Raw genomic sequence first — 25,675 nt, forward strand, 5'->3', positions numbered from 1 at the left:
CACACGCGCCCTGAGCCCCGGATGAGGGGTGTAACCGTCTTTTCTACCTGATCGGCGGCATCGACGACGAGCCCGTATCACCACGGTGGTACGACTCGTGCCAGCATGTTCGGACAAGTCCGATTGGTGGCACGAATCAGATCCAAATGGCGAGACGGGCCGCAGATTTTCCGGCCGAAATGGCGGTGCTCAACAGATGGTCCGGCCTTGATGTACCGGCCTGTTGAGATTCGGGGGTCACCCGTTACCCGATTTTGACATGACTGGAGCCCTGAATGGGCTAGTCCGAATGGCAAGATGCCGTAATCACACGAGGTCGCGATACTCGAAGTACTGTGCCCGGCCTCCCAGGCCACTCCCTTTTCTCGCCGGAGGAACCCACCATGACCGCACGTACCACCCGTCGTACGACCGCCACCAAGTCCAGGACAGCCGCGGTCGGCGCGATCGCGGTCGCCGGTGCTCTGCTGCTCTCCGCCTGCGGCGACCAGACCGGCTCCGGCTCGGGCGCAGATGAGACCAAGGGCACGAAGTCGTCCAGCGCCCCGCTCTTCGACAAGCTGCCGAAGAAGTACCAGGACGCCGGCAAGATCAAGGTGGGCACGGACGCCGCCTACGCTCCGATGGAGTACGAGGAGGGCGGCAAGATCGTCGGTATCGACCCCGACATCGCCGCGGCCCTCGGCAAGGAGCTCGGCGTCGAGTTCGAGTTCACCAGCGGCACCTTCGACGGCCTGATCACGTCGCTGAACACCGGCCGCCAGGACATCGTCATGTCGGCCATGAGCGACACCAAGGCCCGCCAGGAGGGCTTGGACGACAAGGGCAAGAAGGCCGGAAAGGGTGTCGACTTCGTCGACTACTTCAACTCGGGCGTCTCGCTGCTGGTCAAGAAGGGCAACCCGGAGAACATCAAGTCCCTGGACGACCTCTGTGGCAAGAAGGTGGCCGTCCAGCGCGGCACGATCTACGAGGACACCTTCAAGGACCAGGCCAAGAAGTGCGGCGACAAGAAGCTTGAGATCGCGTCGTTCGACACCGACGCCGAGGCGCAGACCCGCGTGAAGATCGGCGCCGCCGTGGCCGACCTCAACGACTACCCGGTCGCGGCCCACATCGCGAAGACCGCCGGCGGCGGCAACGACTTCGAGGTGACCGGCGGCCAGATCGGCGCCGGCCCGTTCGGCATCGCGGTGAACAAGGACAACACGGAGCTCCGCGACGCGCTGAAGGCCGCGCTGGACGCGATCATCAAGAACGGCGAGTACGAGAAGGTCCTGGAGAAGTGGGACGTCAAGGACAGCGCCGTCACCGAGGCCACCATCAACGCCGGCAAGTAAATCTGGCGTTTTCGCCTCAAGTGTTCACTGAAGGGCAGTCACTGTGACTGACAAGTTCGACAAGGCGCCCGCCGAAGAGCCACCCGAGGACTCGGCGGTCACCAAGGCGGAAGCCACCACCGCCACCGCTCCCCCCGAGCAGATCAAGGCCATCCCGGTACGGCACTGGGGCCGCTGGGTCTCCGGCGTGATCGCGATCGCGCTGTTCGGCATGCTGATCTACGCGTTCTCGCAGGGCAACGTCCAGTGGGGCACGGTCGGGGACTTCATCTTCGACGACCGGATCCTGGCCGGCATGGGCCGCACACTGCTGATCAGCGTGCTGTCGATGGCGATCGGCCTCGTCCTGGGCGTGGTCTTCGCGGTCATGCGACTGTCGAAGAACCCCGTCACCGGCGCGGTGGCCTGGCTTTACATCTGGTTCTTCCGCGGCACTCCGGTGTTCGTCCAGCTGCTGCTGTGGTTCAACCTCGCCTTGATCTTCCCGATCCTGAACATCGGGTTCTACAAGGACGAGATGATCGACGTCATGACGCCGTTCATGGTCGCCCTGCTGGGCCTGGGCCTGAACGAGGGCGCGTACATGGCAGAGATCGTCCGGGCCGGCATCCAGTCGGTCGACGAGGGCCAGACCGAGGCGGCGCACGCGCTGGGCATGAAGAACAGCAAGACCATGCGCCGCGTGGTGCTGCCCCAGGCGATGCGGGTGATCGTGCCGCCGACCGGCAACGAGTTCATCAACCTGCTCAAGACGTCGTCCCTGGTGGCGGCCGTGACGTACGTGGACCTGACGCGAGCGGCGCAGAACATCGGCTCCACCTCGTTCGCCGTGATGGAGATGCTGCTCGTGGCCTCCGTCTGGTACCTGGCCCTGACCAGCATCTTCAGCGTCGGCCAGTACTACCTGGAGCGCCGCTACGCACGCGGTTCGCTGCGGACGCTGCCGCCGACTCCGTGGCAGAAGGTCAAGCGCAACCTGACGTCCTTCTCGAGCCCGAGGGGGGCATGACATGACCGCCATGGTGAAGGCCGAGGGCGTACACAAGTCCTACGGCGCGGCCCACATCCTCAAGGGCATCGACCTGGAGGTCGCCCCGCGTGAGGTGTTCTGCCTGGTCGGCCCGTCCGGCTCCGGCAAGTCCACGTTCCTTCGGTGCATCAACCACCTGGAGCAGATCAACGCCGGCCGGCTGTCGGTCGACGGCCGGCTCGTGGGCTACCGCGAGAAGGGCGACAAGCTCTACGAGCTGAAGGACAGCGAGGTCGCGGCGCACCGCCGGGACATCGGCATGGTCTTCCAGCGCTTCAACCTCTTCCCGCACATGACGGCGCTCGAGAACGTCATGGAAGCCCCGATCCAGGTCAAGGGCGAGACGAAGGCGGTGGCCCGCGAGCGGGCCGAGCGTCTGCTGGACCGGGTCGGCCTGGGCGACAAGTCCGGGAACTACCCGTCGCAGCTCTCCGGCGGCCAGCAGCAACGCGTGGCCATCGCCCGCGCGCTGGCCATGGAGCCGAAGCTGATGCTCTTCGACGAGCCGACGTCGGCGCTCGACCCCGAGCTGGTGGGCGACGTGCTCGACGTGATGCGCGGTCTCGCCGAGGACGGCATGACGATGATCGTCGTCACGCACGAGATGGGCTTCGCCCGTGAGGTCGGCGACGCGCTGGTCTTCATGGACGACGGCGTGGTGGTCGAGGCGGGCAACCCGCGCGACGTCCTGACCAACCCGCAGCACGACCGGACGAAGGCGTTCCTGTCGAAGGTGCTGTAGCCGGACACGATGGAGGCGGTACGGACCACCCGGTCCGTACCGCCTCTTCGCGTGCCCGCCCCCGCCGGTTACTTCACGGCCAGCACCAGCGCGTCCGAGGGCGAGCGCCACACCGCCCGCGCCTCCCCGAACCCGCCGGCCTCGCGCAGCGTCCGCGTGTGCCAGTCGACGCCCGGGGTGTCGCCGTCGGCGTGCTCGCCGAAGATCTCGAACCGCCGGGCGGTCGGCCCGGCCAGTACGGGGTCCTCGGCCGCCAGCGCCCACCACTCGGCCCAGTCGGCCGCGCCCCGCGCCTTGGCGCGGTCCATGCGGGCGTGCCGTCGGGCGCGCTCGGCCGCGTTGATCCGCGGGGTGCTCTCGTCGATCATGTGGTCGGCGTTCATGAAGACGCCGTCGGCGCGGACCAGGCCGCCCAGCTGCCCGTAGAGGGTGGTCAGGTCGTCGCTGTGCAGCCAGTGCAGCGCGGTGGCCGTGAGGACGGCGTCGTACGACGCGTGCGGCAGCGCGCCGGTCCACTGCGGGTCCTTCAGGTCGGCCGTCACGAAGGTGGCCCGCCCGTCCCCGTGGAAGTACCCCCGCGCGATGGCGAGCAGCGCCGGGTCGAGGTCGACGCCGGTACTGGTGGCCTTCGGGAACCGCTTGAGCAGCCGGTCCGTGATACTTCCCGTACCGCACGCCAGATCCAGCACCCGCGGCTCGGGGCCCACCAGGGCCTCGACCATGTCCAGCATCACCCGGAACCGCTCCTCGCGGTCCGGCATGTACCACTCCTGCTGGCGGTCCCAGCTCTCCTGCCAGGCCGCCCAGTCCGTCCCCGTCGCCGACCCCGCGTACGTCTCCGCCATCAGAACCCCTCCGCTCCGTTACGTAATACCCTCGAAGCACCAACAGCCATTACCCAGACCCTAGACCGCCCTCGTAAGGACTACAAGTGGAACTGGCCTATTACTCGGACTACGCCGTGCGCCTGGTCAACAGCGAGGAGCCGGCCCGCAACAAGGATTCCCTCACGTCGGTGGACGCGGTCAGGGCGCTGTTCGGCGGCAACGCGTCGGCGGCCCGCCGCGCCACGGACGCGGACGTCACCCGGTTCCGCTCCGTACGGGCCCGCCTGCGCGCGATCTTCGAGGCGGCGGACGGCGGCGACGAGACGCTCGCGGTGGACCTCCTGAACTCCCTCCTCATGGAGTTCCCGGTCAGCCCGCAGATCTCCGGTCACGAGACGCGCAAGGAGGACGGACGCCCCGACTGGCACATGCACCTCGCGGACCACCCGTCCAACGCGACCGCCGGGTACGCGGCCATCGCCTCGATGGGCCTGGCCTTCCACCTCACCGAGCACGGGGCGGACCGCCTCGGCCTGTGCCAGGCGGCGCCGTGCCGCAACGCCTACCTCGACACCTCGACCAACCGCTCGCGCCGCTACTGCTCCGACCGCTGCGCCACCCGCGCCAACGTCGCCGCCTACCGGGCCCGCAAGCGCCTGGAGACGGACCGGTCGGCGAGCACCGGCCGTACGGCGGAAACCAGCCAGGAGAGCACCACCACGGCCGACCGCTGACGCCCGGCCCGTATCGGGCGGTAGCGCGCCCGGACCCGGCCCAGCACCATCTCGGCCGGCACCGCCCCGAAGGCCCGGCTGTCGACGACCTCTGCGGCCGGATTGTCGCCGAGCACCCACCAGCCGGCGCCCCGGCGGTCCACCAGCCGCTTCACGATGAGCAGGTCCTGCTGCAGGGGGTGGCGCAGTACGGCGACGTCGCCCACCCGCAACCGCGCCCCGTAGTGCACGAGCAGCTGATCGCGGTGGCGCAGCGTCGGCACCATGGACGGGCCCGTCACCTCGGCGACCCCGAACATCGCGGTCGGCTCCCACCCCTGCTCCACCATCCGGCACCTCCCGGTCCGATCCTCCACCAGTCCCATACTCACCCTGGACTTTTGACCTAAGCCCATGGGGGCACCCGCCAAAACGCGTCTCTCACGGAGTAATGTCCCACCTGAGAAGACGATCACGAGGAAGGAAGCTCTTACATGCTCTCCCGCCTGTTTGCCCCCAAGGTGAAGGTCAGCGCTCACTGCGACCTGCCCTGCGGCGTGTACGACCCGGCCCAGGCCCGCATCGAGGCCGAGTCGGTCAAGGCCACGCAGGAAAAGATGCAGGCCAACGACGACGCGCACTTCCAGGCGCGCGCCACGGTCATCAAGGAGCAGCGCGCGGAGCTCGCCAAGCACCACGTCTCGGTGCTGTGGAGCGACTACTTCAAGCCGCCGCACTTCGAGAAGTACCCGGAGCTGCACCAGCTCGTCAACGACGCCCTCAAGGCGCTCAGCGCCGCCAAGGCCTCGACCGACCCGGCGACGGGCCAGAAGGCGCTGGACTACATCGCCCAGATCGACAAGATCTTCTGGGAGACCAAGAAGGCCTGACCCACCCGGTCGCCCTTCCGGCACTTCGCACCACTCGACAGCACCCGGCATCCGCGCGGAGCCGGGTGCTGTCGTCGTGTCCGGATGGCGCATGCTCGGGCACCGGCTCACCGCGCTTTCCCGGCCGAGCGGAACGGCAGGTCCCGGTCCGGCAGTCGCGTCCGCGGCCCGGCCGCGCGCAGAACGACGTCCAGGGCGCGGTCGGGGTCGGCGGCGTAGCAGGTGCTGAACCAGGCCATGTTCGCCTCGACCACCGCCCACTCCCCGGCGGCACCGCCCGCCGGGGCGGCCAGGAGGCCGACGTCGACCACCACCGCGCTGGGCAGCGTACGGCCGCACACGGCGAGCAGGTGTTCCGCGAAGGCCACGACCGCGTGCCGGTCACGGTGGCCGGCGAGCGGCGCCGCGTCGAGCTGTCCGAAGGTGGCGTACCGCGATCCCGTACGGACCTCCCCGTCCAGGACGTACAGCCGGAACTCCGACGTCCAGGTCACCACGTCGCTGATCTGGACCGGCGTGAGGGGCGCCAGTGCGCCGGGCAGGCAGCTGCCGTCGGCGTATACGGCGGCCGGGAAGGTCTTCGCCGTCGGAGGCTTGACGAACGCCGGCCGGGTCAGGCGGCGGGCCTCGGCCAGGGTCGTCGTCACGACCCGCCGCCGGATGAACTCCGGAGGCAGGCCGGACAGCCATGCGCCGGCCGGTTCGAGGAGCGCGACTCCCAGATCGTCGGCGACACCCGCCGCGAACGCGGGCCCGCCGTAGTAGTGGCCGCCCTCCCGCCCCCGCACGCCCGCCGGACCACCCGGAACGGGCAGCACCTCGACGGGCATCCCCCGGCGGCGGGCCGCCGCCGAGAGCAGCTCCCGGGTCGGGCTGTACTGCGGCGCCACCGCCAGGAAGTCCCGCTGCTTCACGCTCACCGACGACATGGTGCCGCGCGGGAAGGCGCGCGCGGAAGGCGGGTCGGAAGCGGCCGACGGTGATCCGGTGCTCGCGCCCGGGAACCGGCGTGACCCGGGCGGGTGATTCGTCCCCGCTCTGCGGCGTGTCCGGGTGACAGGTGCCGGTAGTAACTGGTCCGTCCGCACGAGAGGAAGGGATCCGTATGCGCGAGCTCAGTTTCCCGTTGGCCACGCTCCTCACCGCCGCCGCGATCGTCGTCACATCCGCGCCGGGCGCCGGGGCCGCGCCCGGCGACACCATCGGCACCACGGTCGAGCGGGCCATCGCGACCCTGCCGGTCGCCGTCGAGGACAGCACCGGGTACGCCGCCGGGAAGTTCCGGCACTGGACCGACCCCGACCAGGACGGCTGCGACACCCGCGCCGAGGTGATCATCGCGGAGGCGACCACTCCGCCCGCCGTCGACGGGCGGTGCACCATCACGGGCGGCGCGTGGCACTCGTACTACGACAAGCGGGACCACGTGGGCGCCGGCGCCCTCGACGTCGACCACCTCGTGCCGCTCGCGGAGGCGTGGCGCAGCGGGGCGTCGGCGTGGACCGACGAGGAGCGGGAGCGCTTCGCGAACGACCTGGGCGATCCGCGGGTGCTCGCGGCCGTGACCGCCACCGAGAAGCGCCTGAAGGGCGACCGGGATCCGGCACGGTGGGAGCCGTCCGACGACAGCGCGGACTGCCGGTACATCGCCGAGTGGGCGGCGGTGAAGGGCCGTTGGAAGCTCTCGGTGGACTCCGCCGAGCTGGCGGCGCTGCAGAACCTGGTCGCGGAGTGCCCGACGGAGGAGATCACGTACGAGATGGCGCTCTGACGCGTACGGAGCCGGACGCGGGGGCGGTCAGGCCGTCAGCTCCCGCTCCAGCCAGGTCTTGCCCCGCGTGCGCGCCGTCAGGCGTACGCCCGTGAGCAGCGGGGCCAGACGCTCGGCCTCCGCGCGTACGGCCGCCTCGGCATCCCGGCCCACGTCCTCCAGGTAGCGGCAGACGATCTCGCCGGCGGAGTCCTGGGCCCAGCCGCCGACGATCCGGCCGTTCCACCACACGGAGGGGCCGATGTTGCCCGCGCGGTCGAAGAGACGGGGCGCGTGCTCGCCGAGGTACCAGTCGCGGGTGTGCCAGCCCATCGGCGTCGAGTCGAGTGCGGGCAGCAGCGCGGCCCAGGGCTCGGGGGCGGGCGTCGGGTCGAGGTCGTCGGGCAGCAGCAGGCCGGTGCCGCCGCCCTCCAGGTCGGCCTCGACGGCGCCCAGTTCGGTCAGTACGCGCTTGACCTGCGTCCGGGTCCACCCCGTCCACCAGCGCAGGTCGTCGGCCGTGCCGGGGCCGAAGGTGCGCAGCCAGCGCCCGGCCAGGTCGGTCTCCGCCTCCCGGGTGTCCCGTTCGGCCAGACCGTCGGGGCACCACCGGGTCAGGGGCGACCAGCGGTACTGGTGGGACGTCCACGATCCGCGCGGCCTGCCGCGTACCGCGAGTCCTTCGGCGGCCAGCAGGAGCAGCAGACGGCTGGCCAGCTTCTGACGGCCCTCGTACGGCTTGCCCCTCGACAGGACGATCTCGGTGCTCAGCCGGGGGTCGGCCGCCGCGAGTTCGGCGGCCGTGATCTCACCGGCGGCCTCCAGCGCGTCGAGCGCCGCCCGCTCGGCCCCCGCGAGCCACTCCTGCGCGCCGGCCGTGTCGGCGGCGACGCCCGCCTCGGCCAGGACGTCCAGCAGCCGGCGTCGTTCGCGGGCGGCGACCTGGCGCGAGCACGCCGCCTGGACGACGGGCGCGACGTCGAGGGAGGTGACGAACACCGTACGGCGCATGGCGAGCAGCCGCAGCAGCGAGCGGTCCTCGTACAGCGCGCGCTCGACGTCCGCGACGCCGCCCGCGCGCATCCGCACCAGCGCGCCCAGGTGGACGGACGACGGGTCGGTGCCATGCAGCGCCACCAGGTCGCGCGCGACCTCCGCCGGGTCGTCGGACCGCGCCTCCGCCGCCAGCCGGTGCCGCCACGCCAGCCTCGCTCTGCGCTCGGCCGTGTCCACCCGCATTCGCGTCCCCATGGCAACGGACCCTAACCGGCTCGACGGCACCTAACCGGCGAGATGCCGCCAGGTGTCCGGATTCTCGCGGAGGAAGTCGGCGAACGCCGTGGCCGGGCGGCCGGTGAGGCGGGGCACCGCGTCGGAGACCGCCGCCAGCTCGCCGTTCGCCATGGCCTCGTACGACGAGACCCATCCCTGGACCTCCCACGGCTCGGCGTTGAACCGCTCCCGCGACGCGTACGCCTCCTCGTGCGTCTCCGGTACGTACCTCACGGCGCGCCCCGCGACCCGGCTCAGCTCCTGCGCGATCTCGGCGAGGGAGAGGGCCTGGGGGCCGGTCAGCTCGTAGGTGGCGCCGTCGTGGCTGTCGAGGTCCTCCAGCTCGGCGAGGAGTACGGCGGCTGCCGCGTCGGCGATGTCGTCGTGCGCGACGGCCGAGACGCGCCCGTCGCCGGCCGGGCCCCGGATCACGCCGTCCTTCCCCGCCATGGCCGGGAACGCGGCCTGGTAGAAACCGTCGCGCAGGAAGGTGTGGCGCACGCCGGTGGAGCGGATGTACTGCTCGGTGTGCCAGTGGTCGCGGGCGAAGGTGAACGTCGCGTCCGGCGCCGCGCCCAGCAGGGACACGTACACGATCCGCCCGACGCCGGCCGCGAGGGCCGCGTCGACGGCGGTCTTGTGACGGCGCACCCGGTCGGGGTTCTCGTGCGCGGAGACGAGGAACAGCGTTCCGGCGCCGTCCACCGCGGTGCGCATCGCCGCGGCGTCGCCGTAGGAGGCGGGGGCGGCCTTGACCGCGCCGGGCAGGGCCGGCAGACGGGCGGGGTCGCGGCCGAGGAGGAGCTGGGAGACTCCGGCTCCGGCGAGCCGGCGGGCGACGGCTCCGCCGATCCGGCCGCTCGCTCCGGTGACGGCGATTGCTGGGGTCATGTGGGGTGCCCTTCGCTGATGCGTCCTGCGTGCGTCGCTGTGGGCGGTGGCGACCGCCCCTCTACAGCCTCAAGGGGCCGCCGCCGGGCGGCATTCCTGCGTACGGCCATTGGCACCAGCGCGGACGACCGCCCCGGGCCCCGCCGGCGGTGCCCGCGCGGAGGCGGGACACCTCACGGGGGGTGAGGGGCCCGCTCGGGACCGGCAGCCGCGCCCCCGTGCGTCAGGCCACCGCGCTTCCCGCCGGCAGCGGGTTCCCGTCGCGCAGCGGGTTCCCGTCGCGCAGCAGCCACTGCCGGTATCCGGGGGCCCGCATCGCCGCGTCGTGGTACGCGGCTTCCAGGTCGGCGTACACCCCCGCCGCCTCGGTGAAGCCCGGCCGCCACACGAGCAGCAGCCGTACGGCGAGCGGGTCGCCCCGCAGCGGGCGGATCGCCATGTCGTCGCGCGGCCCCGAGGTCGGCTGGCAGGGGGCGACGGCCTCGCCCATCACGATCAGCGAGGTCGCCGTGTGGTAGTCCCCGCGCAGGACGGGCGGATCGAGACCGGCCGCGTCGAACACGCGCCGTACGCCGTCCCATTCACCGTCCACCGTGGGGTCGATCATCCAGCGGTCGGCGGCCAGGTCGGCCAGATCCACCACGGACCGGCCGGCGGCCGGGTGGTCCCGTGACATCGCGATGAACTGCGGTTCCCGCTCGACCAGGACGCGCTGGTCGAGGCCGGCCGGCACGCGCAGCGCGGACCCCTCGACCTCGTGCACGAAGGCGACGTCGAGCTGCCCCGCCGCGACCAGCTCCAGCAGCGTGCGGGCCGACACGTCGACGTGCAGGGAGGTGCCGGTCTCCGGCAGCCGCGTACGGAGCCGGCGCAACCACCCGCCGAGGACCCGGCTGGCGGTCGCCCCGATCCGCAGCTGCGGGCCGCCCGAGGAGCGGGCCGCCGCCGCCCTCGTGTCGGCCACGAGGGCGTTCATCTGCTCGACGAGGGGACGCGCCCTGCTGAGCACCGCCCGCCCCAGCGGCGTCGGCCGGCAGCCCGTGCGTTCGCGGGAGAACAGCTCCGCGCCGAGGGCGTTCTCGATCCGGCGGAGCTGCGTGGTCAGGGACGGCTGGCTCATTCCGAGCGTACGGGCGGCCTTGTGCAGGCTGCCGGTGTCGGCGATGGCGCACAGCGCACGAAGGTGCCTGACCTCAAGCTCCATGCCCCGACCCTAAGGCGGTCCGCCGGAGCCACACCAGACTCCATACGCACAGGAATCACCCCTGCTTCGGCGGAAGTTGGCCGGGGTGATGCGCTCGCGCTATCACCGGTTGACATCATCCGCGGCCGGACGGGGGCCCCGACACTCTCCCTACCCAACCGTTTGACATGAACGGAACGAGTAGGAGCCCCCCACATGAAGAAGCGGCACCCCAGAACCCTCCTCACCACCGCCCTCGGCCTCGGCCTCGCCGCCGCGACCCTCGGCGCCGCACCCGCCGCGGCGACGCCTTCGGTCGCGCCCGGCTCGTCCGACGCGTACGTCTCCTACGCCTCGTACGAGAGGTCCAAGGAGAACTCCGCCGCCAACAGGGCCTTCTTCGACGCCGTGAAGAAGTCGGTCGCCGAGAAGCGCGCGGCGAACCCCGGCGCCCTGGCCGTCACCGTCGTCTACTCCGCGGCGAGCGCGCCCACCTTCCGCACGCAGATAGCCAGGAGCACCCAGATCTGGAACAGCTCCGTCGCCAACGTGAAGCTCCAGGAGGGATCCAACCCCGACTTCGTCTACCGCGAGGGCAACGACCCCCGCGGCTCGTACGCGAGCACCGACGGCCACGGCAACGGGTACATCTTCCTCGACTACCGCCAGAACCAGCAGTACAACTCGACCCGCGTCACGTCCCACGAGACCGGCCACGTGCTGGGGCTGCCCGACCACTACTCGGGTCCGTGCAGCGAGCTGATGTCGGGCGGCGGCCCGGGCACCTCCTGCCAGAACGCCACCCCCGACCTGCGCGAGCGCAGGCGCGTCGACCAGCTCTGGCAGAACGGCTTCGTCCCGGCCGACGCCTCCTGACCGGTCCGCTCCAGGGCGCCCCCGTACGCGCACGGCCGTACGGGGCGCCGCCCCTGCCGCTAGGAGACCGGCCGGGCCGCCGCCCGGGCGACCACGGGCCCGGGGGACGGCGTTCCGGCCGTCGGCGTTCCGCTGGACGGCGTTCCGGCGGCGGCCGGCGCGGTGGCCTCCTCCCGCGCGTACGGGAACGGGCCCCGGTACCCCGTACCCGGCCACCGCGCCGGCCTGCGCTCGAACTCCGCGCACGCCCACGTCTCCTGGACGAAACCGGACCGCAGGTCCCACAGCTCGAACAGGTCGCGCTTGCCCTCGACCGCCCGGTAGGCGTCCTTGGTCCTCCGGAAGCAGGCGAGGTTTCCGAACATCCCGCTGCCGGCCGGGTGGTAGTCGGAGAAGGCGCAGGAGATGCAGGCCCGCAGGTACGCCCCGGCCGGCAGCTGTCGCTGGATGACCGTCAGCGCGTGCTCGAAGTCGCTCTCCGCGCGCTCCGAGACGTACGCCGCCCCGTCGAAGTGCAGGGTCAGCGACAGGTGCTCGCGGTCGACGGCGCCGTTCGGGAGCGGCTTGCCCAGGGTGAGCAGGCAGCTGAGCGTGGCCCGGTGCACCCGCCCTTCGGCGTACACCGGTAGCGGAATGTCCCACTCCAGGATGCAGTCGCACAGCGAGCCGCCCGACAGCGCGAACCCCGCCTCCTCGGCGGGCGGTCCGGCCATCGGGTCCAGGGCGCCGAAGCTGTCGCCCTCGAAGTCGACTCCCCTGATGCGGGTGCGCAGCCGCTGCCCGTCGGTGGTGAAGTGGACGGCGACGGAACCCTTGCGGTCGCGATACCAGCCGGCCCATGGCTCTCCTGTCATGACCCGGACTTTAGCCCGTTCGGGCGAGGCGCCCGAACAGCCCCGGCACTACCGCTTCTTGCTGTACTTCAGCACGACCGTGCCGTTGTCGAAGGTCCGGGTCGATTCGAGCGTGAAGGCGTGCACGCCGAACTCGGCGGAGAACACCGGGACCCCCGAACCCACCACGATCGGATAGACCTTGAGGACCATTTCGTCGATCTCCTCCAGCAGTTGCGCGGCGAGGTTCGCCCCGCCCGCGAGGTAGATCCCGAGGCCGTCCTCCTGCTTCAGCTCGCGGACCTTGGCGGCGACATCACCGGCGACGACCTCGACATCGGGGTCGGTCGACGGGTCGAGGCTGCGCGACACGACGTACTGCCGCAGGTGCTTGTACGGACTGGTGATCCCCAGTTCCAGCCCCGGGTCGTACGTGGCGCGCCCCTGCAGCATCGTGTCGAAGTGCTTGTTGCCGAGATCGTCGACACCCAGGTGCTGACGCACATGGGTGGGCAGGCAGTCGGGATACTCGCCGACCAGGAAGTCCTTCATGAAGGACTCGCTCAACGGATAGATGTCGACCTCGCCGCCGGGCCCGGCGATGAAACCGTCGATGGACATACCGACGTAGTACGTGAGCTTGCGCAAACTGATCCTCTGGTCGAAAGACAAGGCGTGCGGCCGAACCGGGGCGAGGGCATGGAACCGACCCACCCCCGAAACCACGTCGGCCATAGTGCCTCATCCGTAGTGGTCACACAAGGGGCTTTGTCCACACGGCGGTTACGGGGGTCTCGCGTCGGGGCTCAGCCCACCGGTTCACGCCACATGGGCCACATGTGGGGACCGTCGGGCAGGTCGACCGTGCGGCCGGTGAAGGCGAAGCCGAGCCGCTCGTACAGCTTGGCGCTGCGCTCGCTGCTCGCCTCCAGGTAGGCCGGTACGCCGTCGCGGTCGCAGCGGTCGAGGACCGGCTGGATCAGCGCGGTGCCGAGTCCCTCGCCCTGGCGGTCCGGGGACACGCCGATGAGCAGCAGGTACTCGTGCGCGCGGTCGTGCGGATGCACCGCCCCCGTCAGCCGGCCGATGAGCTCGGCCCGCTCGTTGTCGGGGTCGGCGGTCTCCCGCATACGCACCGGAGTGTCGTCCTCCTCCGGCGGCGCCCCGGCCGGCACCTGGAGCCACAGCGCCGCGGCCGACCCGTCCCGCGTCACGTCGACCCGGCCCTCCCCCAGGGCCACGTCGAGGAAGACACCGAGGAACGTGCCGTGCACGCGGGCGCGGTGCGCCCGGTCGGGGAAGACCCAGCTGCTCACCGGGTCGTCCATGAAGGCCGTGTCCAGCAGCCGTACGAGCGCCTCACGGTCGCTCTCCCCCGCCTGTCGTATCTCCACGCCCACGGTCCGGCCTCTTCTCTCCAGGATCGGATTCTGTCGTCGAACTGACATGACAGATCCTAGAGTTGGCACTTTCGAGCCGGCGGGCGCCCGGGAGTTCCCCGGGTGCCCGCCGTCGGACCGCCGCCGCCGGACCGCCGCCGCCCCCGGTCAGCGTGTCCTGCGGGTGACGAACTCCGCGAGGGAGAGCAGGTCCTCCGCCGCCTTCAGGTCGGGCGTCGCGCGGGACAGGTGCTGCACGGCCCGGGCCATCCGGTCCGCCGCGTGCTCCTGTGCCCAGTCCCGGCCGCCCGCCCGGTCGACGGCGTCGGCCGCCCTCAGCACGCCGGCCGTGTCCAGGGGCCCCGTGTACAGGGCGGCGAGCTCGGCGGCGGCCTCGTTGTCGGCGGTCAGCGCCGCCACCACGGGGAGGGACTTCTTGTGGGCCACCAGATCGGCGCCCGCCGGTTTCCCCGTGTGGGAGGGGTCGCCCCAGATCCCGATGAGATCGTCGATGAGCTGGAAGGCCAGCCCGGCCTCCCTCCCGAAGGCGTCCATGGCGTCGACCTCGTCCTCGTCCGCGCCCGAGTAGAGCGCGCCGAGGGCACACGCGCAGCCGAGCAGGGCCCCGGTCTTCGCCTCGGCCATGACGAGGCACTCGTCGAGCGACACGTCCCGCGGGCCGCGCCGCTCGAACGCGCAGTCGGCCTGCTGTCCCGCGCACAGCTCGATCACGCAGGCGGCCAGCCGCGCCGAGGCCCGGGCGGCCGCCGGGTGCGGGTCCTCGGCGAGCAGCCGCAGCGCGAGGGCGCACATCGCGTCCCCGCCGACGATCGCGTCCGGTACGCCGAAGACCGTCCAGGCGGTGGGCCGGTTCCTGCGCGTCGGGTCCTCGTCGATGACGTCGTCGTGGAGCAGGGTGAAGTTGTGCGCGAGCTCCACGGCGGCCGCCGCCCGTACCGCCTGACCCGGGTCCCCGCCGAGTGCCTCGGCGGCGGCCAGGACCAGCGCGGGCCTGACGGCCTTGCCGGCCTGGCCCGCCGCCGGCGTGCCGTCGGCCTGTTCCCAGCCGAAGTGGTACCGCGCGATCCGCCGTATGGACGCGGGCAGGCTCTGCACGCCGGCGCGCAGGTGGGGGTCGACGGTACGGCGGGCCCGTTCGAGGAGGGCGGCCGCCTCGTGTCCGTCGGCCGGTGCCGCTTCCGCTCTGGTCATGGTCACGGGTCACTTCCTCCAGCAGTGTTCTTGCGGCGCCCCGGTCCCGGGGCACCGCACCGCCCGCGCGGGACCGGTCAGCGCCACCTGCCGATCTCGACGTTCTCCAGGACGCCGAGGGCGTCGGGCACCAGGACCGCCGCCGAGTAGTACGCCGTGACCAGGTACCGGATGATCGCCTGCTCGTCGATGCCCATGAAGCGGACCGACAGGCTCGGCTCGATCTCGTCCGGGATGCCGCTCTGCTGGAGTCCGACGACACCCTGTTCGGCCTCGCCCGTACGCATGCAGATGATCGAGGTCGTACGGGCGTCGCTGACCGGGATCTTGTTGCACGGGAAGATGGGGACGCCGCGCCAGGTGGGCACGCGGCTGCCGCCGATCTCGACGGTCTCCGGGTTCAGACCGCGCTTGTTGCACTCCCGCCCGAAGGCGGCGATGGCGCGGGGGTGGGCGAGGAACATCTTGGAGCCGCGCCGCCGCGACAGCAGCTCGTCCATGTCGTCCGGGCTCGGCACGCCGTCGTGGGGCTGGAGGCGCTGCCCGTAGTCGCAGTTGTGCAGCAGCCCGAACTCCCGGTGGTTGACGAGCTCGTGCTCCTGACGCTCGCGCAACGCCTCGACGGTGAGCCGCAACTGCTGCTCGGTCTGGTTCATCGGCTGGTTGTAGAGGTCCGCGACCCGGCTGTGGACCTTCAGGACCGTCTGCGCGACGCTCAGTTCGTACTCGCGCGGCGCGGCGTCGTAGTCGACGTAGGTGTGCGGGACGACGGGCTCGCCCACGTGACCCGCGGACAGGTCGATGGGCGCCTCGCCGTACTTGTTGGTGCGCTGGCGGGGCAGCGACCGTACACGCGTCAGGTGATCACGCAACGTTTCTGCGCGGTCGGCGAGCGTCATGACGGACTGCCGGGACAGCGTCAGCACCGTGCACGCGGTGGCGGCGCGGACCGTGCACGTCCAGGTGCCGCCCTCCTCGACGAGCGCCTGGTCGCCGAAGTACGCCCCGTCGGCGAGGACACCGAGCACGGCCTCCTCGTCGTACGCGCCGTCCGCGACCTTCTCCACCCGGCCGTGGGCCAGCAGGTAGACCGTGTCCGCGGGCCCGCCGGCGGTCGCGATCACCTCCCCCGCCGCGAACTCCCGCTGCTCGCACCGCTGCGCCAGCTCGGCCAGCACCTCGTCGTCCCCGTAGGTGCGCAGCGCCGGCAGTTCCTTCAGCTCGTTGGGGATCACCTCGACGCGCTCCCCGGTCTGCACGAAGGTCACCCGCCCGTCGCCCACCGCGTAGCTGAGCCGGCGGTTGACCCGGTACGTACCGCCCTGGACCTGGACCCACGGCAGCATCCGCAGCAGCCACCGCGAGGTGATCTCCTGCATCTGCGGTGCGGACTTGGTGGTGGTGGCCAAGTTCCGCGCTGCGGCCGTGCCGAGACTCTGCTGCGGCTTCGCCTGTGCGTGGATCCCGGAACCTGCCTCGACCGACATCTGACTCCCTCTCGATCATGTGCTGACCTGCACCGAGGAGCCTTTCAGCACGGAGAGTCGCAGCGCCATTACACAAAAGAGTGTGACTAGATCACCGGAGCGCTGGGCATGCGCACGACGCCGGGGCGGGCGTCCGGTTCGGAAGTTGTCCGGATCGACTCGTACGGCGCCCGAACACGTAGTCGTGGGGGCCGAGTTCGGGTAAAGCACCGGTACGAGATGGTGCGCGACTCACCTAAGGAGGCGGTCATGGCCTCACCCATGTCCGCGAGCAGATTCCTCGACGTACTGAGAGACGAAGGCATCAGCGTCGTCCAGGTCGGCGACTGGCGTACGCACAACCGCAACCACGTGGGCCCCTGGGGGCCCGTGCACGGCGTGATGATCCACCACACCGTCACCTCCGGCACAGCGAAGACGGTACGCATCTGCCGGGACGGCTACGCGGGACTCCCCGGCCCGCTCTGCCACGGCGTGATCGCCAAGAACGGAACCGTCCACCTCGTCGGGTACGGCCGTGCCAACCACGCGGGGATGGGCGACGACGACGTACTGCGCGCGGTCATCGCCGAGCGCACCCTGCCGCCCGACAACGAGGCCAACACCGACGGAAACCGGCACTTCTACGGCTTCGAGTGCGAGAACCTCGGCGACGGCGACGACCCGTGGCCCGAGGCGCAGCTCGACGCCATCGAGCGGGCGGCGGCCGCGGTCTGCCGGCACCACGGGTGGAACTCCCGTTCGGTGATCGGTCACCTCGAATGGCAGCCGGGCAAAATAGACCCCCGCGGCTTCTCGATGAACACGATGCGGGCGCGCATTCAGGACCGCCTCGCCTGAGCCCCGCACGACAGCGGTGGCCCCCGCGTCACCTGTGCCCCCGGTGGCGACAATGGGTGCATGACCTCCGAAGCGCTCGACCTCTCCCTCCTGCGGCCGCGCCTGCCGTCGCCGCTGCGGGAGGTCCGGGACGAGCGCTTCGGCCGGCACGGCGTACGGCTGCTGCTCAAGCGCGACGACCTGATCCACCCGGACCTGCCGGGCAACAAGTGGCGCAAGCTGGCGCCGAATCTCCGCGCGGCGGGCGGGCGCACGGTGCTGACGTTCGGCGGCGCGTACTCGAACCATCTGCGGGCGACGGCCGCCGCCGGGCGTCTGCTCGGCTTTCCCACGATCGGCGTCGTACGGGGCGACGAGCTGGCCGGGCGGCCCCTGAACCCCTCCCTCGCGCGGTGCGCGGCGGACGGCATGCTGCTGCGCTTCGTGGACCGGGCGACGTACCGGGCGAAGGCGGAACCGGAGGTGCTGGCCGCCGTCGTGGCGGAGGCCGGGGCCGCCGCCGGGCGGGCCGGTTCCGCCGCCCCCGCGCACGGCGTCCACGTCGTCCCCGAGGGCGGCAGCAACGCCCTCGCCGTGCGGGGGTGCGTCGCGCTCGGGCGGGAGCTGCGCGGCGCGGCCGACGTCGTGGGCGTCGCCTGCGGCACCGGCGGCACGGTCGCCGGGCTCGCCGCGGGACTGGACCCCGCGCAGCGCGTGATCGGCTTCCCCGTCCTCAGGGGCGGCTTTCTCGGCGACGCTGTACGCGCCCTCCAGGAGGCCGCGTTCGGCGCCCCCGCCGGCGACTGGACGCTGGACGAGCGCTTCCACTGCGGCGGGTACGCCCGTACCACCGCCGCACTCGAAGCGTTCGCCGCCGATTTCGAGGACCGGCACGGCCTGCCCGTGGAACGGCTCTATGTCGCCAAGATGCTGTACGGACTGACCACGCTCGCCGCCGAGGGCGCCTTCCCGCCCGGCGCCACCGTCGCGGCCGTCGTCACGGGTCAGCCGGACTCCGCCCGGTAGGCCGCAGCCTCCTCCAGGTCCAGCCTGCGCATCAGGGTGCGCAGCATCTCGTCGTCGATGCGCCGCCGGTCCCGCAGCTCGACGAAGACCGCCCGTTCCGCGGCGATCATTTCTCCGGCGAGACGGCGGTACGTGGCGTCCGCCGATTCCCCGGTCTCGTCGTTGACCGCTCCCAGCCGTTCCCACACGGCGTTGCGGCGCCTCTCGAGAACGGTCCGCAGCCGGTCGGCGAGGGGCTGCGGCAGCGCGTTGCGCGGATCGGCGAGCAGCTCCGCCAGCCGCGCCTCGGCGGCCGACGAAGCCTCGCTCTGCGCCTGCGCCTCCGCGAGCGTCTCGGCGTACGCGTCGCGCTTGGGCACCTTCAGGAGGCGGATCAGCGGTGCGAGCGTGAGGCCCTGGACGACGAGTGTGCCGATCACGGTCGTGAACGTCAGGAAGAGGACCAGGTTCCGCTCGGGGAACGGCTCCCCCTGCCCGACGGTCAGCGGGATGGAGAACGCGATCGCCAGGGACACCACCCCGCGCATCCCGGCCCATCCGACGATCACGGGCGACGCCCAGGTCACACCCGGCTCGCGGTCCCGGATGCGCTGGGAGAGGAGCCGGGGCAGGTACGTCGCCGGGAAGACCCAGACGAAGCGCGCCAGCACGACCGCCGTGAACACGGCGAACGCGTACCAGGCGGCCTCGGCTCCCCCGTACGGGCCCAGACCGCGCAGGACGAACGGCAGCTGCAGCCCGATCAGCGCGAAGACGACCGATTCGAGGATGAAGGACACCATCCTCCAGACGGCGTGCTCCTGGATGCGGGTCGCGAAGTCGACCTGCCAGGAGCGGTGCCCCAGGTAGAGGGCGACGACCACGACCGCGAGCACTCCGGAGGCGTGCACGTGCTCGGCCGCCGCGTAGGCCACGAAGGGGATCAGCAGGGACAGGGTGTTCTGGAGCAGCGGCTCCCTCAGGTGCGTGCGCAGCCAGTGCAGCGGCACCATGAGCAGCAGTCCGACGCCCACACCGCCGACCGCCGCGACGGCGAACTCCGCGATCCCGCCGATCCAGCTGGCGCCCTCGCCGGCCGCCGCAGCGATCGCGACCTTGAAGGCGGTGATCGCGGTGGCGTCGTTCACCAGGGACTCGCCCTGGAGGATCGCCGTGATGCGCGGGGGCAGCCCGAGCCGCCGGGCGATGGAGGTCGCGGCCACCGCGTCGGGCGGCGCGATCACCGCACCGAGGACCAGCGCGGACGTCAGCGGGAGCCCGGGAACGACGAGGTGGGCGAAGTAGCCGACGACCACGGTCGCGAACAGCACATAGCCGACCGAGAGGAAGGCCACGGGTCTGACGTTCGCCCGCAGGTCGAGGTACGAGCTGTCGACGGCGGCCGTGTAGAGGAGCGGCGGCAGCAGCAGCGGCAGCACGATGTCCGGGCTCAGGGTGTAGTCCGGCACGCCCGGGACGTACGTCGCCGCGAGCCCCGCCGCGACCAGCAGCAGCGGCGCGGGCACCGCTGTCCGGCGGGCCGCCCCCGCGACCACGGCACTCCCCGCCACGAGCACCAGCAGTGGCAATGCGTCCATCGTTTGCGGCCCGCCCTATCCGTTCGCACGTCGTAACCTGGCCATCATGAACGAGTGCCCGCACGTCGCCGCGCTGCCGCACCCCGGGCCGGTCCCGCTGAGCGACACCTGTCCGGAGTGCCTCGCGGCCGGCAGCCATCCCGTTCAGCTGCGGCTGTGCCTGGAGTGCGGGCACGTGGGGTGCTGCGACTCGTCGCCGTACCGGCACGCGTCCGCGCACGCCAAGGAGGAGGGGCACCCGGTGGTGCGCAGCTTCGAACCGGGCGAGGACTGGCGCTGGTGCTACGAGGACGGTTCGATCGTCTGACGTGTGGGTACGTCAACCCGACGCCGGCTGTTTCCAATTGGGTGCCGCAGACCACTAGCCACTGTGCGTACTCATGTGCTTACCATGAGTGACAGTCCGGGGTGGGGGCCCCGGCGACAGGGCAGAATGGATCGCGATAGCGTCACCGGCGAACGAACGTAATGACGTACCGCGTGGCTTCGGGGGGCGCTGCCTCCCGGACCCCCGAAAGAGCTTGTGCCACCTTGGAGGTGAGGGTGTCCCAGATCGCAGGCGAGCCCGGGACCCAGGACTTCGTGGAAGTCCGGCTGCCCGCTGCAGGTGCCTATCTGTCCGTGCTGCGTACGGCCACGGCCGGACTCGCGGCGCGCTTGGACTTCACCCTCGACGAGATCGAGGATCTGCGCATCGCGGTCGACGAGGCCTGCGCGATCCTGCTTCAGCAGGCCGTGCCGGGATCCGTCCTCAGCTGCGTCTTCCGGCTCGTCGACGACGCTCTCGACGTCACGGTCTCGGCCCCCACCACCGACGGACGCGCGCCGGAGCGCGACACCTTCGCCTGGACGGTGCTCTCGGCACTCGCGGGCAAGGTCGACTCCACGGTCGCGGAGGACCGTACGGTCACCATCAGCCTGTACAAACAGCGCGGCGCGGGACCCGGGCCGGCGTGAGGAACGGGGACGGGCCGGTGCGCAACGAGGAGCTCAGCCCACAGGCGCCGACGGGAGGGCGCGCGGTCCCGGCCGGTCCCGCGCCCGCACCCTCGGGCATCCCTGAGCAGCAGGCCCGCCCCCACCCGGTCGACGGACCGGTGGACGGCGGACCGGCGGACGGCGGGCCGGCGGTCGAGGGACCGGCGGACGGCCCGGTGGGCACGGTGGCGGCGGAGCAGGCAGAGCGGGCGGGCCATATGAGCGAGCACGGACAGCACTCCACGGAGCGGGAGCACGAGCGCCACGATCCCCGCGAGCGCCATGATCCGAACGACCGCAGTGGTGCGCGTGCGCTGTTCATCGAGCTGCGCAAGCTGCCGGACGGGTCGGCCGAGAAGGCGGAGCTGCGCAACCGGCTGGTGCGCATGCACCTGCCGCTGGTCGAGCACCTGGCGCGCCGCTTCCGCAACCGGGGTGAGCCGCTCGACGACCTGACCCAGGTCGCCACGATCGGACTGATCAAGTCGGTGGACCGGTTCGATCCGGAGCGCGGGGTCGAGTTCTCGACGTACGCCACGCCCACCGTCGTCGGCGAGATCAAGCGGCACTTCCGCGACAAGGGCTGGGCGGTCCGGGTTCCGCGCCGGCTCCAGGAGCTGCGCCTGTCGCTCACGACGGCGACGGCCGAGCTCTCGCAGCAGCACGGCCGGTCCCCCACCGTGCACGAGCTGGCGGAGCGCCTGGGCATCTCCGAGGAAGAGGTGCTGGAGGGCCTGGAGTCCGCCAACGCCTACAGCACGCTCTCGCTGGACGTACCGGACACCGACGACGAGTCCCCCGCGGTCGCCGACACGCTGGGCTCGGAGGACGAGGCGCTGGAAGGCGTCGAGTACCGGGAGTCGCTGAAGCCCCTCCTCGAAGATCTTCCGCCGCGCGAGAAGCGCATCCTGCTGCTGCGCTTCTTCGGGAACATGACGCAGTCGCAGATCGCCACGGAGGTGGGCATCTCGCAAATGCACGTCTCCCGGCTGCTGGCGCGCACGCTGGCCCAGCTCCGCGAAAAGCTGCTGGTCGAGGAGTAGACCCGAGGAGCAGTCCGCACCGCCGGTACGGTCCGGCGGCCGGTACCCGCCCCGCGGTGACCCGCGGCGCCGTCGCTAGGCGTCGCGGGGACCGCGAATGCCCAGCGCCCGGTTCGTCGCGGGATTGACCAGCAGGACGAGCGACGCCACGGCCACCGCCGCGAGGGCGATGCCGGCCGGAATCAGCAGGGCGCCCTCGGAGCGCAGCAGCGTCCAGGCCACCGGCAGGGCCATGATCTGCGTGATGATCGCCGGCCCGCGGCTCCACGCGCGGCACTTCAGCAGCCCGCGCGCGGCCAGCAGCGGCAGCAGCGCCAGGGCGATCAAGGTGAGACCGCCCATCTCCGCCTGCTCGGGTTTGTCGGGACTGCCGAGCAGCCCCATCACGAGCATGTACACGCCGCCCGCGACCAGGGCCAGGCCCTCCAGCGCGGCGAGCCCGGCGGCGGCGGTCAGCCGGCTGGGGCGGGGGGCGGTGGCGGCTTCGGGGGTCTGCTCGTTGCTCACCCTTGCAGCGTAGCCGGGCGCCCCGGCGGACCAGGTCTGGGCCAGGTATCCCGTACTGGGTAGTCTGGCGGTCATGCGTGCACTCCTCGTGGTCAATCCGGCAGCTACCACCACCAGCGCACGCACCCGCGATGTCCTGATCCATGCCCTGGCCAGCGAGATGAAGCTGGAAGTGGTGACGACCGAGTACCGCGGGCACGCCCGCGACCTGGGCCGGCGGGCGGTGGAGAGCAAGGACATAGAGCTGGTCGTCGCGCTCGGCGGTGACGGCACGGTCAACGAGGTCGTCAACGGTCTCCTCCACGAGGGCCCGGATCCGGAGAGGCTGCCGCGCCTCGCCGTCGTACCGGGCGGTTCCACGAACGTCTTCGCGCGCGCCCTCGGCATTCCCAACGACGCGGTCGAGGCGACCGGCGCCATTCTGGACGCGCTGCGCACGCGCAGTGAGCGCACCGTCGGCCTCGGGCTCGCGGCGGGTACCCCGGGAACGGACGACGAATCAGTTCCGGCCCGCTGGTTCACGTTCTGCGCGGGATTCGGTTTCGACGCCGGAGTGATCGGCAGGGTCGAACAGCACAGGGAGCGCGGAAAGCGTTCGACGCACGCCCTCTACGTGCGCCAGGTGGTACGCCAGTTCGTCACGGAACCGCACCGCCGGCAGGGGCTGATCACCCTGGAGCGCCCGGGCCACGACCCGGTCGAGGACCTCGTGCTGTCCATAGTCTGCAACACCGCCCCCTGGACCTACCTGGGCAATCGTCCGATGTACGCGTCTCCCGAGGCCTCGTTCGACAAGGCCCTCGACGTGCTCGGACTGAGCAAGCTGTCCACCCCCGCCGTGGCCCGGTACGCGACCCAGCTGCTGACCTCGTCGCCCGAGCGCGGACCCCATGGCAAACATGCGGTGACATTGCACGACCTGACCGACTTCACCTTGCATTCGAAGGCCCCGCTCCCCTTCCAGATGGACGGTGACCACCTGGGACTGCGTACAAGCGTGACGTTCACAGGCGTTCGCCGTGCACTGCGTGTGATTGTGTGAGCGGAACGCGCAAAAGTCCTTTAACTCGAACGTACGGGCTGGGTTACACCCCATAGAAGTACGGCTGTGACCTACCCGACACCGAGGAATCAAAAAAAACTTTCCAGAAGGGGTTGTATCCGCTGCCGAGGTTTGGGAATCTCTACATGGCGATCGGGACGGCCCGCAACACCGGCCTCCACTGAAAGCCGGAACCCCTCCTCCACACAGGACCCACACCAGGTAACTGGCAGTCGGCCCTTCACTTGCGGGGGGATTCGTGAAAGCGTTCACATTCACAAGCAACGTGCTTGTAATACCAAGGAGAGGTAGCAGCCATGGACTGGCGTCACAACGCCGTTTGTCGTGAGGAAGACCCGGAGCTGTTCTTCCCCATCGGCAACACCGGTCCTGCGCTGCTGCAGATCGAGGAAGCCAAGGCCGTCTGCCGCCGCTGCCCCGTTATGGAGCAGTGCCTGCAGTGGGCGCTCGAGTCCGGCCAGGACTCCGGCGTCTGGGGTGGCCTCAGCGAGGACGAGCGCCGCGCGATGAAGCGCCGCGCCGCTCGCAACCGGGCGCGCAACGCGACCGCCTGAACCACCACCCCGCACGAGCCTGAGCTTGGCGGCGCGTACAGCGCGTACGCACCACCCGCCCCCGAGCCGCAGCGCGCAGTACCCCCGATGCGCTAAGCAACGTGAGCTTTGAGCCCCGGACCGTACCCTCGGTCCGGGGCTCGCCGCTTTCCCGGCCCACGGTCGCGACGGCGCCCCGGCCGTGGCACCGCCTGCTCGCGGGTGACGGGCAGCACGTCACTTGGCGGCGCGCACCGGTACGTCGAGTACGACCCGGGTGCCGCCCTCGGCGCCCGGGACCATGTCGAACGTTCCGCCCAACTCCCCCTCGACCAGGGTCCGCACGATCTGGAGCCCGAGGTTCCCGGTCCGCTTCGGGTCGAAGCCCTCGGGCAGCCCGCGGCCGTCGTCCTGGACGGTGATGAGCAGCCGGGCGTCCTTGTGGTCGCCGCCGCGCACGGCGGCCACCTCGACGGAGCCGTGCTCGGCCGGCGCGAAGGCGTGCTCCAGCGCGTTCTGCAGCACCTCGGTCAGGACCATCGCGAGCGGCGTCGCGACCTCGGCGTCGAGTATGCCGAAGCGCCCGGCACGCCGGCAGGCCACCTTGCCCGGCGAGATCTCGGCGACCATGGCGATCACCCGGTCGGCGATCTCGTCGAACTCCACGCGCTCGTCGAGGTTCTGTGAGAGCGTCTCGTGGACGATGGCGATGGAGCCGACCCGGCGCACCGCCTCGTTAAGCGCCTCGCGGCCCTTCTCGGAATCCATGCGGCGGGCCTGGAGCCGCAACAGCGCCGCCACCGTCTGGAGGTTGTTCTTCACCCGGTGGTGGATCTCCCGGATGGTCGCGTCCTTGGTGATCAACTCGCGCTCGCGGCGGCGCAGTTCCGTCACGTCGCGGCACAGGACGAGCGAACCGATCCGGGTGCCCTTCGGCTTCAGCGGAATGGCGCGCAGCTGGATGACGCCGCTGCTGCCCTCGACCTCGGTCTCGCGCGGGGCGTAACCGCTGGCCAGTTTGACCAGGGCTTCGTCCACCGGGCCCCGGGAGGGGGCCAGTTCGGCGGTGGCCTGGCCGAGGTGGTGGCCGACGAGGTCGGAGGCGAGGCCGAGGCGGTGGTAGGCGGACAGGGCGTTCGGCGACGCGTACTGCACGATGCCGTCCGCGTCGAGCCGGATCAGCCCGTCGCCGGCGCGTGGCGAGGCGTCCATGTCGACCTGCTGGCCGGGGAAGGGGAAGGATCCGGCGGCGATCATCTGCGCCAGGTCGGAGGCGCTCTGGAGGTACGTCAGCTCCAGGCGGCTCGGCGTGCGCACGGTCAGCAGGTTCGTGTTGCGGGCGATGACGCCCAGGACGCGGCCCTCGCGCCGTACGGGGATCGACTCGACCCGTACGGGGACCTCCTCCCGCCACTCCGGGTCGCCCTCGCGCACGATGCGGCCCTCGTCGAGGGCGGCGTCGAGGAGGGGGCGGCGGCCGCGCGGGACCAGGTGGCCGACCATGTCGTCCTGGTAGGAGGTGGGGCCGGTGTTGGGCCGCATCTGCGCGACGGAGACGTAGCGGGTCCCGTCCAGGGTGGGGACCCACAGGACGAGGTCGGCGAAGGAGAGGTCGGAGAGCAGCTGCCACTCCGAGACCAGCAGATGGAGCCACTCGAGGTCGGTTTCACTCAGAGCGGTGTGCTGGCGGACGAGGTCGTTCAT

Annotated in this window: 28 protein-coding genes; 14 read left to right on the forward strand and 14 right to left on the reverse strand. The window is 71.3% G+C overall.

All coding sequences use genetic code 11. From position 1 onward, the window contains the following. The first annotated feature begins 383 nt into the window (after positions 1-383). From AC07FK_RS02245 to AC07FK_RS02255, 3 genes are read left to right on the forward strand one after another with little or no spacing between them, the layout of a single operon-like run. Entirely contained in the window at positions 384-1,340 is a 957-nt protein-coding gene (locus AC07FK_RS02245) for an ABC transporter substrate-binding protein (protein WP_479101729.1), read from the forward strand. A gap of 43 nt (positions 1,341-1,383) precedes the next feature. After that, complete coding sequence (locus AC07FK_RS02250) at positions 1,384-2,349, forward strand: amino acid ABC transporter permease (RefSeq protein WP_479101731.1); 966 nt, start codon at positions 1,384-1,386, stop codon at positions 2,347-2,349. A 1-nt stretch (position 2,350) separates the two neighbouring features. Continuing rightward, positions 2,351-3,112: an amino acid ABC transporter ATP-binding protein gene (locus AC07FK_RS02255; RefSeq protein ID WP_479101733.1), complete on the forward strand. Its 762-nt coding sequence runs from the start codon at positions 2,351-2,353 to the stop codon at positions 3,110-3,112. A 68-nt stretch (positions 3,113-3,180) separates the two neighbouring features. Here AC07FK_RS02255 and AC07FK_RS02260 read toward each other — a convergent pair whose 3' ends face one another. Continuing rightward, positions 3,181-3,957, reverse strand: a complete 777-nt coding sequence (locus tag AC07FK_RS02260) for a class I SAM-dependent methyltransferase (protein WP_479101735.1) — start codon at positions 3,955-3,957, stop codon at positions 3,181-3,183. Between the two features lie 86 nt (positions 3,958-4,043). Here AC07FK_RS02260 and AC07FK_RS02265 point away from each other — a divergent pair, with 86 nt between their 5' ends. Continuing rightward, positions 4,044-4,673, forward strand: coding sequence for a CGNR zinc finger domain-containing protein (locus AC07FK_RS02265; RefSeq protein ID WP_479101737.1), 630 nt, complete (start codon positions 4,044-4,046; stop codon positions 4,671-4,673). Here the strand turns inward: AC07FK_RS02265 and sodX are convergent. Continuing rightward, on the reverse strand, positions 4,577-5,002 hold the full coding sequence (gene sodX / locus AC07FK_RS02270) for a nickel-type superoxide dismutase maturation protease (RefSeq protein ID WP_479101739.1): 426 nt from the start codon (positions 5,000-5,002) through the stop codon (positions 4,577-4,579). The genes AC07FK_RS02265 and sodX overlap by 97 nt on opposite strands. Before the next feature lie 144 nt (positions 5,003-5,146). On the opposite strand from sodX, the gene sodN reads away from it, so the two are divergent. Then, entirely contained in the window at positions 5,147-5,542 is a 396-nt protein-coding gene (gene sodN / locus AC07FK_RS02275; RefSeq protein ID WP_069926993.1) for a superoxide dismutase, Ni, read from the forward strand. Between the two features lie 107 nt (positions 5,543-5,649). On the opposite strand, the gene AC07FK_RS02280 is transcribed toward sodN, so the two are convergent. Then, positions 5,650-6,462, reverse strand: a complete 813-nt coding sequence (locus AC07FK_RS02280; RefSeq protein ID WP_479101740.1) for an ATP-grasp domain-containing protein — start codon at positions 6,460-6,462, stop codon at positions 5,650-5,652. 185 nt (positions 6,463-6,647) lie between these two features. Here AC07FK_RS02280 and AC07FK_RS02285 point away from each other — a divergent pair, with 185 nt between their 5' ends. After that, the gene (locus tag AC07FK_RS02285) at positions 6,648-7,313 is read left to right on the forward strand and encodes an HNH endonuclease family protein (RefSeq protein WP_479101741.1); all 666 of its coding nucleotides are present in this window, start codon (positions 6,648-6,650) and stop codon (positions 7,311-7,313) included. Positions 7,314-7,340: 27 nt separating this feature from the next. On the opposite strand, the gene AC07FK_RS02290 is transcribed toward AC07FK_RS02285, so the two are convergent. The 3 genes from AC07FK_RS02290 to AC07FK_RS02300 all read right to left on the reverse strand — a co-directional run bounded on the left by AC07FK_RS02290 (position 7,341) and on the right by AC07FK_RS02300 (position 10,659). After that, the gene (locus tag AC07FK_RS02290; protein WP_479101743.1) at positions 7,341-8,543 is read right to left on the reverse strand and encodes a winged helix DNA-binding domain-containing protein; all 1,203 of its coding nucleotides are present in this window, start codon (positions 8,541-8,543) and stop codon (positions 7,341-7,343) included. Between the two features lie 30 nt (positions 8,544-8,573). Then, complete coding sequence (locus AC07FK_RS02295; protein WP_479101745.1) at positions 8,574-9,455, reverse strand: NmrA family NAD(P)-binding protein; 882 nt, start codon at positions 9,453-9,455, stop codon at positions 8,574-8,576. A gap of 223 nt (positions 9,456-9,678) precedes the next feature. Then, positions 9,679-10,659, reverse strand: a complete 981-nt coding sequence (locus tag AC07FK_RS02300) for a LysR family transcriptional regulator (protein ID WP_479101747.1) — start codon at positions 10,657-10,659, stop codon at positions 9,679-9,681. 195 nt (positions 10,660-10,854) lie between these two features. Between AC07FK_RS02300 and snpA the strand changes: the two genes are divergently transcribed. After that, positions 10,855-11,514 (forward strand): snapalysin, encoded by a 660-nt coding sequence (snpA, locus tag AC07FK_RS02305; protein WP_479101749.1) that lies wholly within the window; start codon positions 10,855-10,857, stop codon positions 11,512-11,514. Between the two features lie 59 nt (positions 11,515-11,573). On the opposite strand, the gene AC07FK_RS02310 is transcribed toward snpA, so the two are convergent. From AC07FK_RS02310 to AC07FK_RS02330, 5 genes are all read right to left on the reverse strand, one after another. Beyond that, positions 11,574-12,368: a DUF6304 family protein gene (locus tag AC07FK_RS02310; protein WP_479101750.1), complete on the reverse strand. Its 795-nt coding sequence runs from the start codon at positions 12,366-12,368 to the stop codon at positions 11,574-11,576. A 48-nt stretch (positions 12,369-12,416) separates the two neighbouring features. Beyond that, the gene (locus tag AC07FK_RS02315) at positions 12,417-12,995 is read right to left on the reverse strand and encodes a dihydrofolate reductase family protein (RefSeq protein WP_479101751.1); all 579 of its coding nucleotides are present in this window, start codon (positions 12,993-12,995) and stop codon (positions 12,417-12,419) included. A 158-nt stretch (positions 12,996-13,153) separates the two neighbouring features. Further along, positions 13,154-13,747, reverse strand: a complete 594-nt coding sequence (locus AC07FK_RS02320; protein WP_479102541.1) for a GNAT family N-acetyltransferase — start codon at positions 13,745-13,747, stop codon at positions 13,154-13,156. Positions 13,748-13,894: 147 nt separating this feature from the next. After that, complete coding sequence (locus AC07FK_RS02325) at positions 13,895-14,938, reverse strand: family 2 encapsulin nanocompartment cargo protein polyprenyl transferase (protein WP_479102543.1); 1,044 nt, start codon at positions 14,936-14,938, stop codon at positions 13,895-13,897. Positions 14,939-15,015: 77 nt separating this feature from the next. Then, positions 15,016-16,425 (reverse strand): family 2B encapsulin nanocompartment shell protein, encoded by a 1,410-nt coding sequence (locus AC07FK_RS02330; RefSeq protein ID WP_479101752.1) that lies wholly within the window; start codon positions 16,423-16,425, stop codon positions 15,016-15,018. A 249-nt stretch (positions 16,426-16,674) separates the two neighbouring features. Between AC07FK_RS02330 and AC07FK_RS02335 the strand changes: the two genes are divergently transcribed. Then, positions 16,675-17,265 carry an N-acetylmuramoyl-L-alanine amidase gene (locus tag AC07FK_RS02335; RefSeq protein ID WP_479101754.1) on the forward strand — a complete coding sequence of 197 codons (591 nt, stop codon included), beginning with the start codon at positions 16,675-16,677 and terminating at the stop codon, positions 17,263-17,265. Positions 17,266-17,325: 60 nt separating this feature from the next. Further along, positions 17,326-18,270: a 1-aminocyclopropane-1-carboxylate deaminase/D-cysteine desulfhydrase gene (locus AC07FK_RS02340; protein WP_479101755.1), complete on the forward strand. Its 945-nt coding sequence runs from the start codon at positions 17,326-17,328 to the stop codon at positions 18,268-18,270. On the opposite strand, the gene AC07FK_RS02345 is transcribed toward AC07FK_RS02340, so the two are convergent. Next, positions 18,249-19,847, reverse strand: a complete 1,599-nt coding sequence (locus AC07FK_RS02345; RefSeq protein ID WP_479101757.1) for a Na+/H+ antiporter — start codon at positions 19,845-19,847, stop codon at positions 18,249-18,251. The two genes, AC07FK_RS02340 and AC07FK_RS02345, sit on opposite strands and share 22 nt — an antisense overlap. Before the next feature lie 46 nt (positions 19,848-19,893). On the opposite strand from AC07FK_RS02345, the gene AC07FK_RS02350 reads away from it, so the two are divergent. The 3 genes from AC07FK_RS02350 to AC07FK_RS02360 all read left to right on the forward strand — a co-directional run bounded on the left by AC07FK_RS02350 (position 19,894) and on the right by AC07FK_RS02360 (position 21,868). Next, complete coding sequence (locus AC07FK_RS02350) at positions 19,894-20,154, forward strand: UBP-type zinc finger domain-containing protein (RefSeq protein WP_479101759.1); 261 nt, start codon at positions 19,894-19,896, stop codon at positions 20,152-20,154. 236 nt (positions 20,155-20,390) lie between these two features. After that, positions 20,391-20,804 carry an ATP-binding protein gene (locus tag AC07FK_RS02355; protein ID WP_447032396.1) on the forward strand — a complete coding sequence of 138 codons (414 nt, stop codon included), beginning with the start codon at positions 20,391-20,393 and terminating at the stop codon, positions 20,802-20,804. Next, complete coding sequence (locus AC07FK_RS02360) at positions 20,801-21,868, forward strand: RNA polymerase sigma factor SigF (protein ID WP_479101761.1); 1,068 nt, start codon at positions 20,801-20,803, stop codon at positions 21,866-21,868. The genes AC07FK_RS02355 and AC07FK_RS02360 overlap by 4 nt, the downstream gene beginning before the upstream one ends. 75 nt (positions 21,869-21,943) lie before the next feature. Here AC07FK_RS02360 and AC07FK_RS02365 read toward each other — a convergent pair whose 3' ends face one another. Next, on the reverse strand, positions 21,944-22,375 hold the full coding sequence (locus tag AC07FK_RS02365) for a hypothetical protein (RefSeq protein ID WP_479102545.1): 432 nt from the start codon (positions 22,373-22,375) through the stop codon (positions 21,944-21,946). A 73-nt stretch (positions 22,376-22,448) separates the two neighbouring features. Between AC07FK_RS02365 and AC07FK_RS02370 the strand changes: the two genes are divergently transcribed. Next, positions 22,449-23,417: a diacylglycerol/lipid kinase family protein gene (locus AC07FK_RS02370; RefSeq protein ID WP_479101763.1), complete on the forward strand. Its 969-nt coding sequence runs from the start codon at positions 22,449-22,451 to the stop codon at positions 23,415-23,417. 317 nt (positions 23,418-23,734) lie between these two features. Next, positions 23,735-23,992 (forward strand): WhiB family transcriptional regulator, encoded by a 258-nt coding sequence (locus AC07FK_RS02375; protein ID WP_004937597.1) that lies wholly within the window; start codon positions 23,735-23,737, stop codon positions 23,990-23,992. Positions 23,993-24,208: 216 nt separating this feature from the next. Here the strand turns inward: AC07FK_RS02375 and AC07FK_RS02380 are convergent, their stop codons facing one another. After that, complete coding sequence (locus AC07FK_RS02380; RefSeq protein WP_479102547.1) at positions 24,209-25,675, reverse strand: sensor histidine kinase; 1,467 nt, start codon at positions 25,673-25,675, stop codon at positions 24,209-24,211.

The sequence above is a fragment of the Streptomyces sp. NPDC046122 genome, from assembly GCF_056429965.1.

Excerpts from the sequence above, each read along its gene's own strand:
- AC07FK_RS02245 (WP_479101729.1), top strand. The coding sequence starts at position 384 with ATGACCGCACGTACCACCCGTCGTACGACCGCCACCAAGTCCAGGACA.
- AC07FK_RS02255 (WP_479101733.1), top strand. The coding sequence starts at position 2,351 with ATGACCGCCATGGTGAAGGCCGAGGGCGTACACAAGTCCTACGGCGCG.
- AC07FK_RS02260 (WP_479101735.1), bottom strand. The coding sequence starts at position 3,957 with ATGGCGGAGACGTACGCGGGGTCGGCGACGGGGACGGACTGGGCGGCC.
- sodX (WP_479101739.1), bottom strand. The coding sequence starts at position 5,002 with ATGGTGGAGCAGGGGTGGGAGCCGACCGCGATGTTCGGGGTCGCCGAG.
- sodN (WP_069926993.1), top strand. The coding sequence starts at position 5,147 with ATGCTCTCCCGCCTGTTTGCCCCCAAGGTGAAGGTCAGCGCTCACTGC.
- AC07FK_RS02285 (WP_479101741.1), top strand. The coding sequence starts at position 6,648 with ATGCGCGAGCTCAGTTTCCCGTTGGCCACGCTCCTCACCGCCGCCGCG.
- AC07FK_RS02290 (WP_479101743.1), bottom strand. The coding sequence starts at position 8,543 with ATGGGGACGCGAATGCGGGTGGACACGGCCGAGCGCAGAGCGAGGCTG.
- AC07FK_RS02295 (WP_479101745.1), bottom strand. The coding sequence starts at position 9,455 with ATGACCCCAGCAATCGCCGTCACCGGAGCGAGCGGCCGGATCGGCGGA.
- AC07FK_RS02300 (WP_479101747.1), bottom strand. The coding sequence starts at position 10,659 with ATGGAGCTTGAGGTCAGGCACCTTCGTGCGCTGTGCGCCATCGCCGAC.
- snpA (WP_479101749.1), top strand. The coding sequence starts at position 10,855 with ATGAAGAAGCGGCACCCCAGAACCCTCCTCACCACCGCCCTCGGCCTC.
- AC07FK_RS02310 (WP_479101750.1), bottom strand. The coding sequence starts at position 12,368 with ATGACAGGAGAGCCATGGGCCGGCTGGTATCGCGACCGCAAGGGTTCC.
- AC07FK_RS02325 (WP_479102543.1), bottom strand. The coding sequence starts at position 14,938 with ATGACCAGAGCGGAAGCGGCACCGGCCGACGGACACGAGGCGGCCGCC.
- AC07FK_RS02330 (WP_479101752.1), bottom strand. The coding sequence starts at position 16,425 with ATGTCGGTCGAGGCAGGTTCCGGGATCCACGCACAGGCGAAGCCGCAG.
- AC07FK_RS02335 (WP_479101754.1), top strand. The coding sequence starts at position 16,675 with ATGGCCTCACCCATGTCCGCGAGCAGATTCCTCGACGTACTGAGAGAC.
- AC07FK_RS02340 (WP_479101755.1), top strand. The coding sequence starts at position 17,326 with ATGACCTCCGAAGCGCTCGACCTCTCCCTCCTGCGGCCGCGCCTGCCG.
- AC07FK_RS02345 (WP_479101757.1), bottom strand. The coding sequence starts at position 19,847 with ATGGACGCATTGCCACTGCTGGTGCTCGTGGCGGGGAGTGCCGTGGTC.
- AC07FK_RS02350 (WP_479101759.1), top strand. The coding sequence starts at position 19,894 with ATGAACGAGTGCCCGCACGTCGCCGCGCTGCCGCACCCCGGGCCGGTC.
- AC07FK_RS02370 (WP_479101763.1), top strand. The coding sequence starts at position 22,449 with ATGCGTGCACTCCTCGTGGTCAATCCGGCAGCTACCACCACCAGCGCA.
- AC07FK_RS02375 (WP_004937597.1), top strand. The coding sequence starts at position 23,735 with ATGGACTGGCGTCACAACGCCGTTTGTCGTGAGGAAGACCCGGAGCTG.
- AC07FK_RS02380 (WP_479102547.1), bottom strand. The coding sequence starts at position 25,675 with ATGAACGACCTCGTCCGCCAGCACACCGCTCTGAGTGAAACCGACCTC.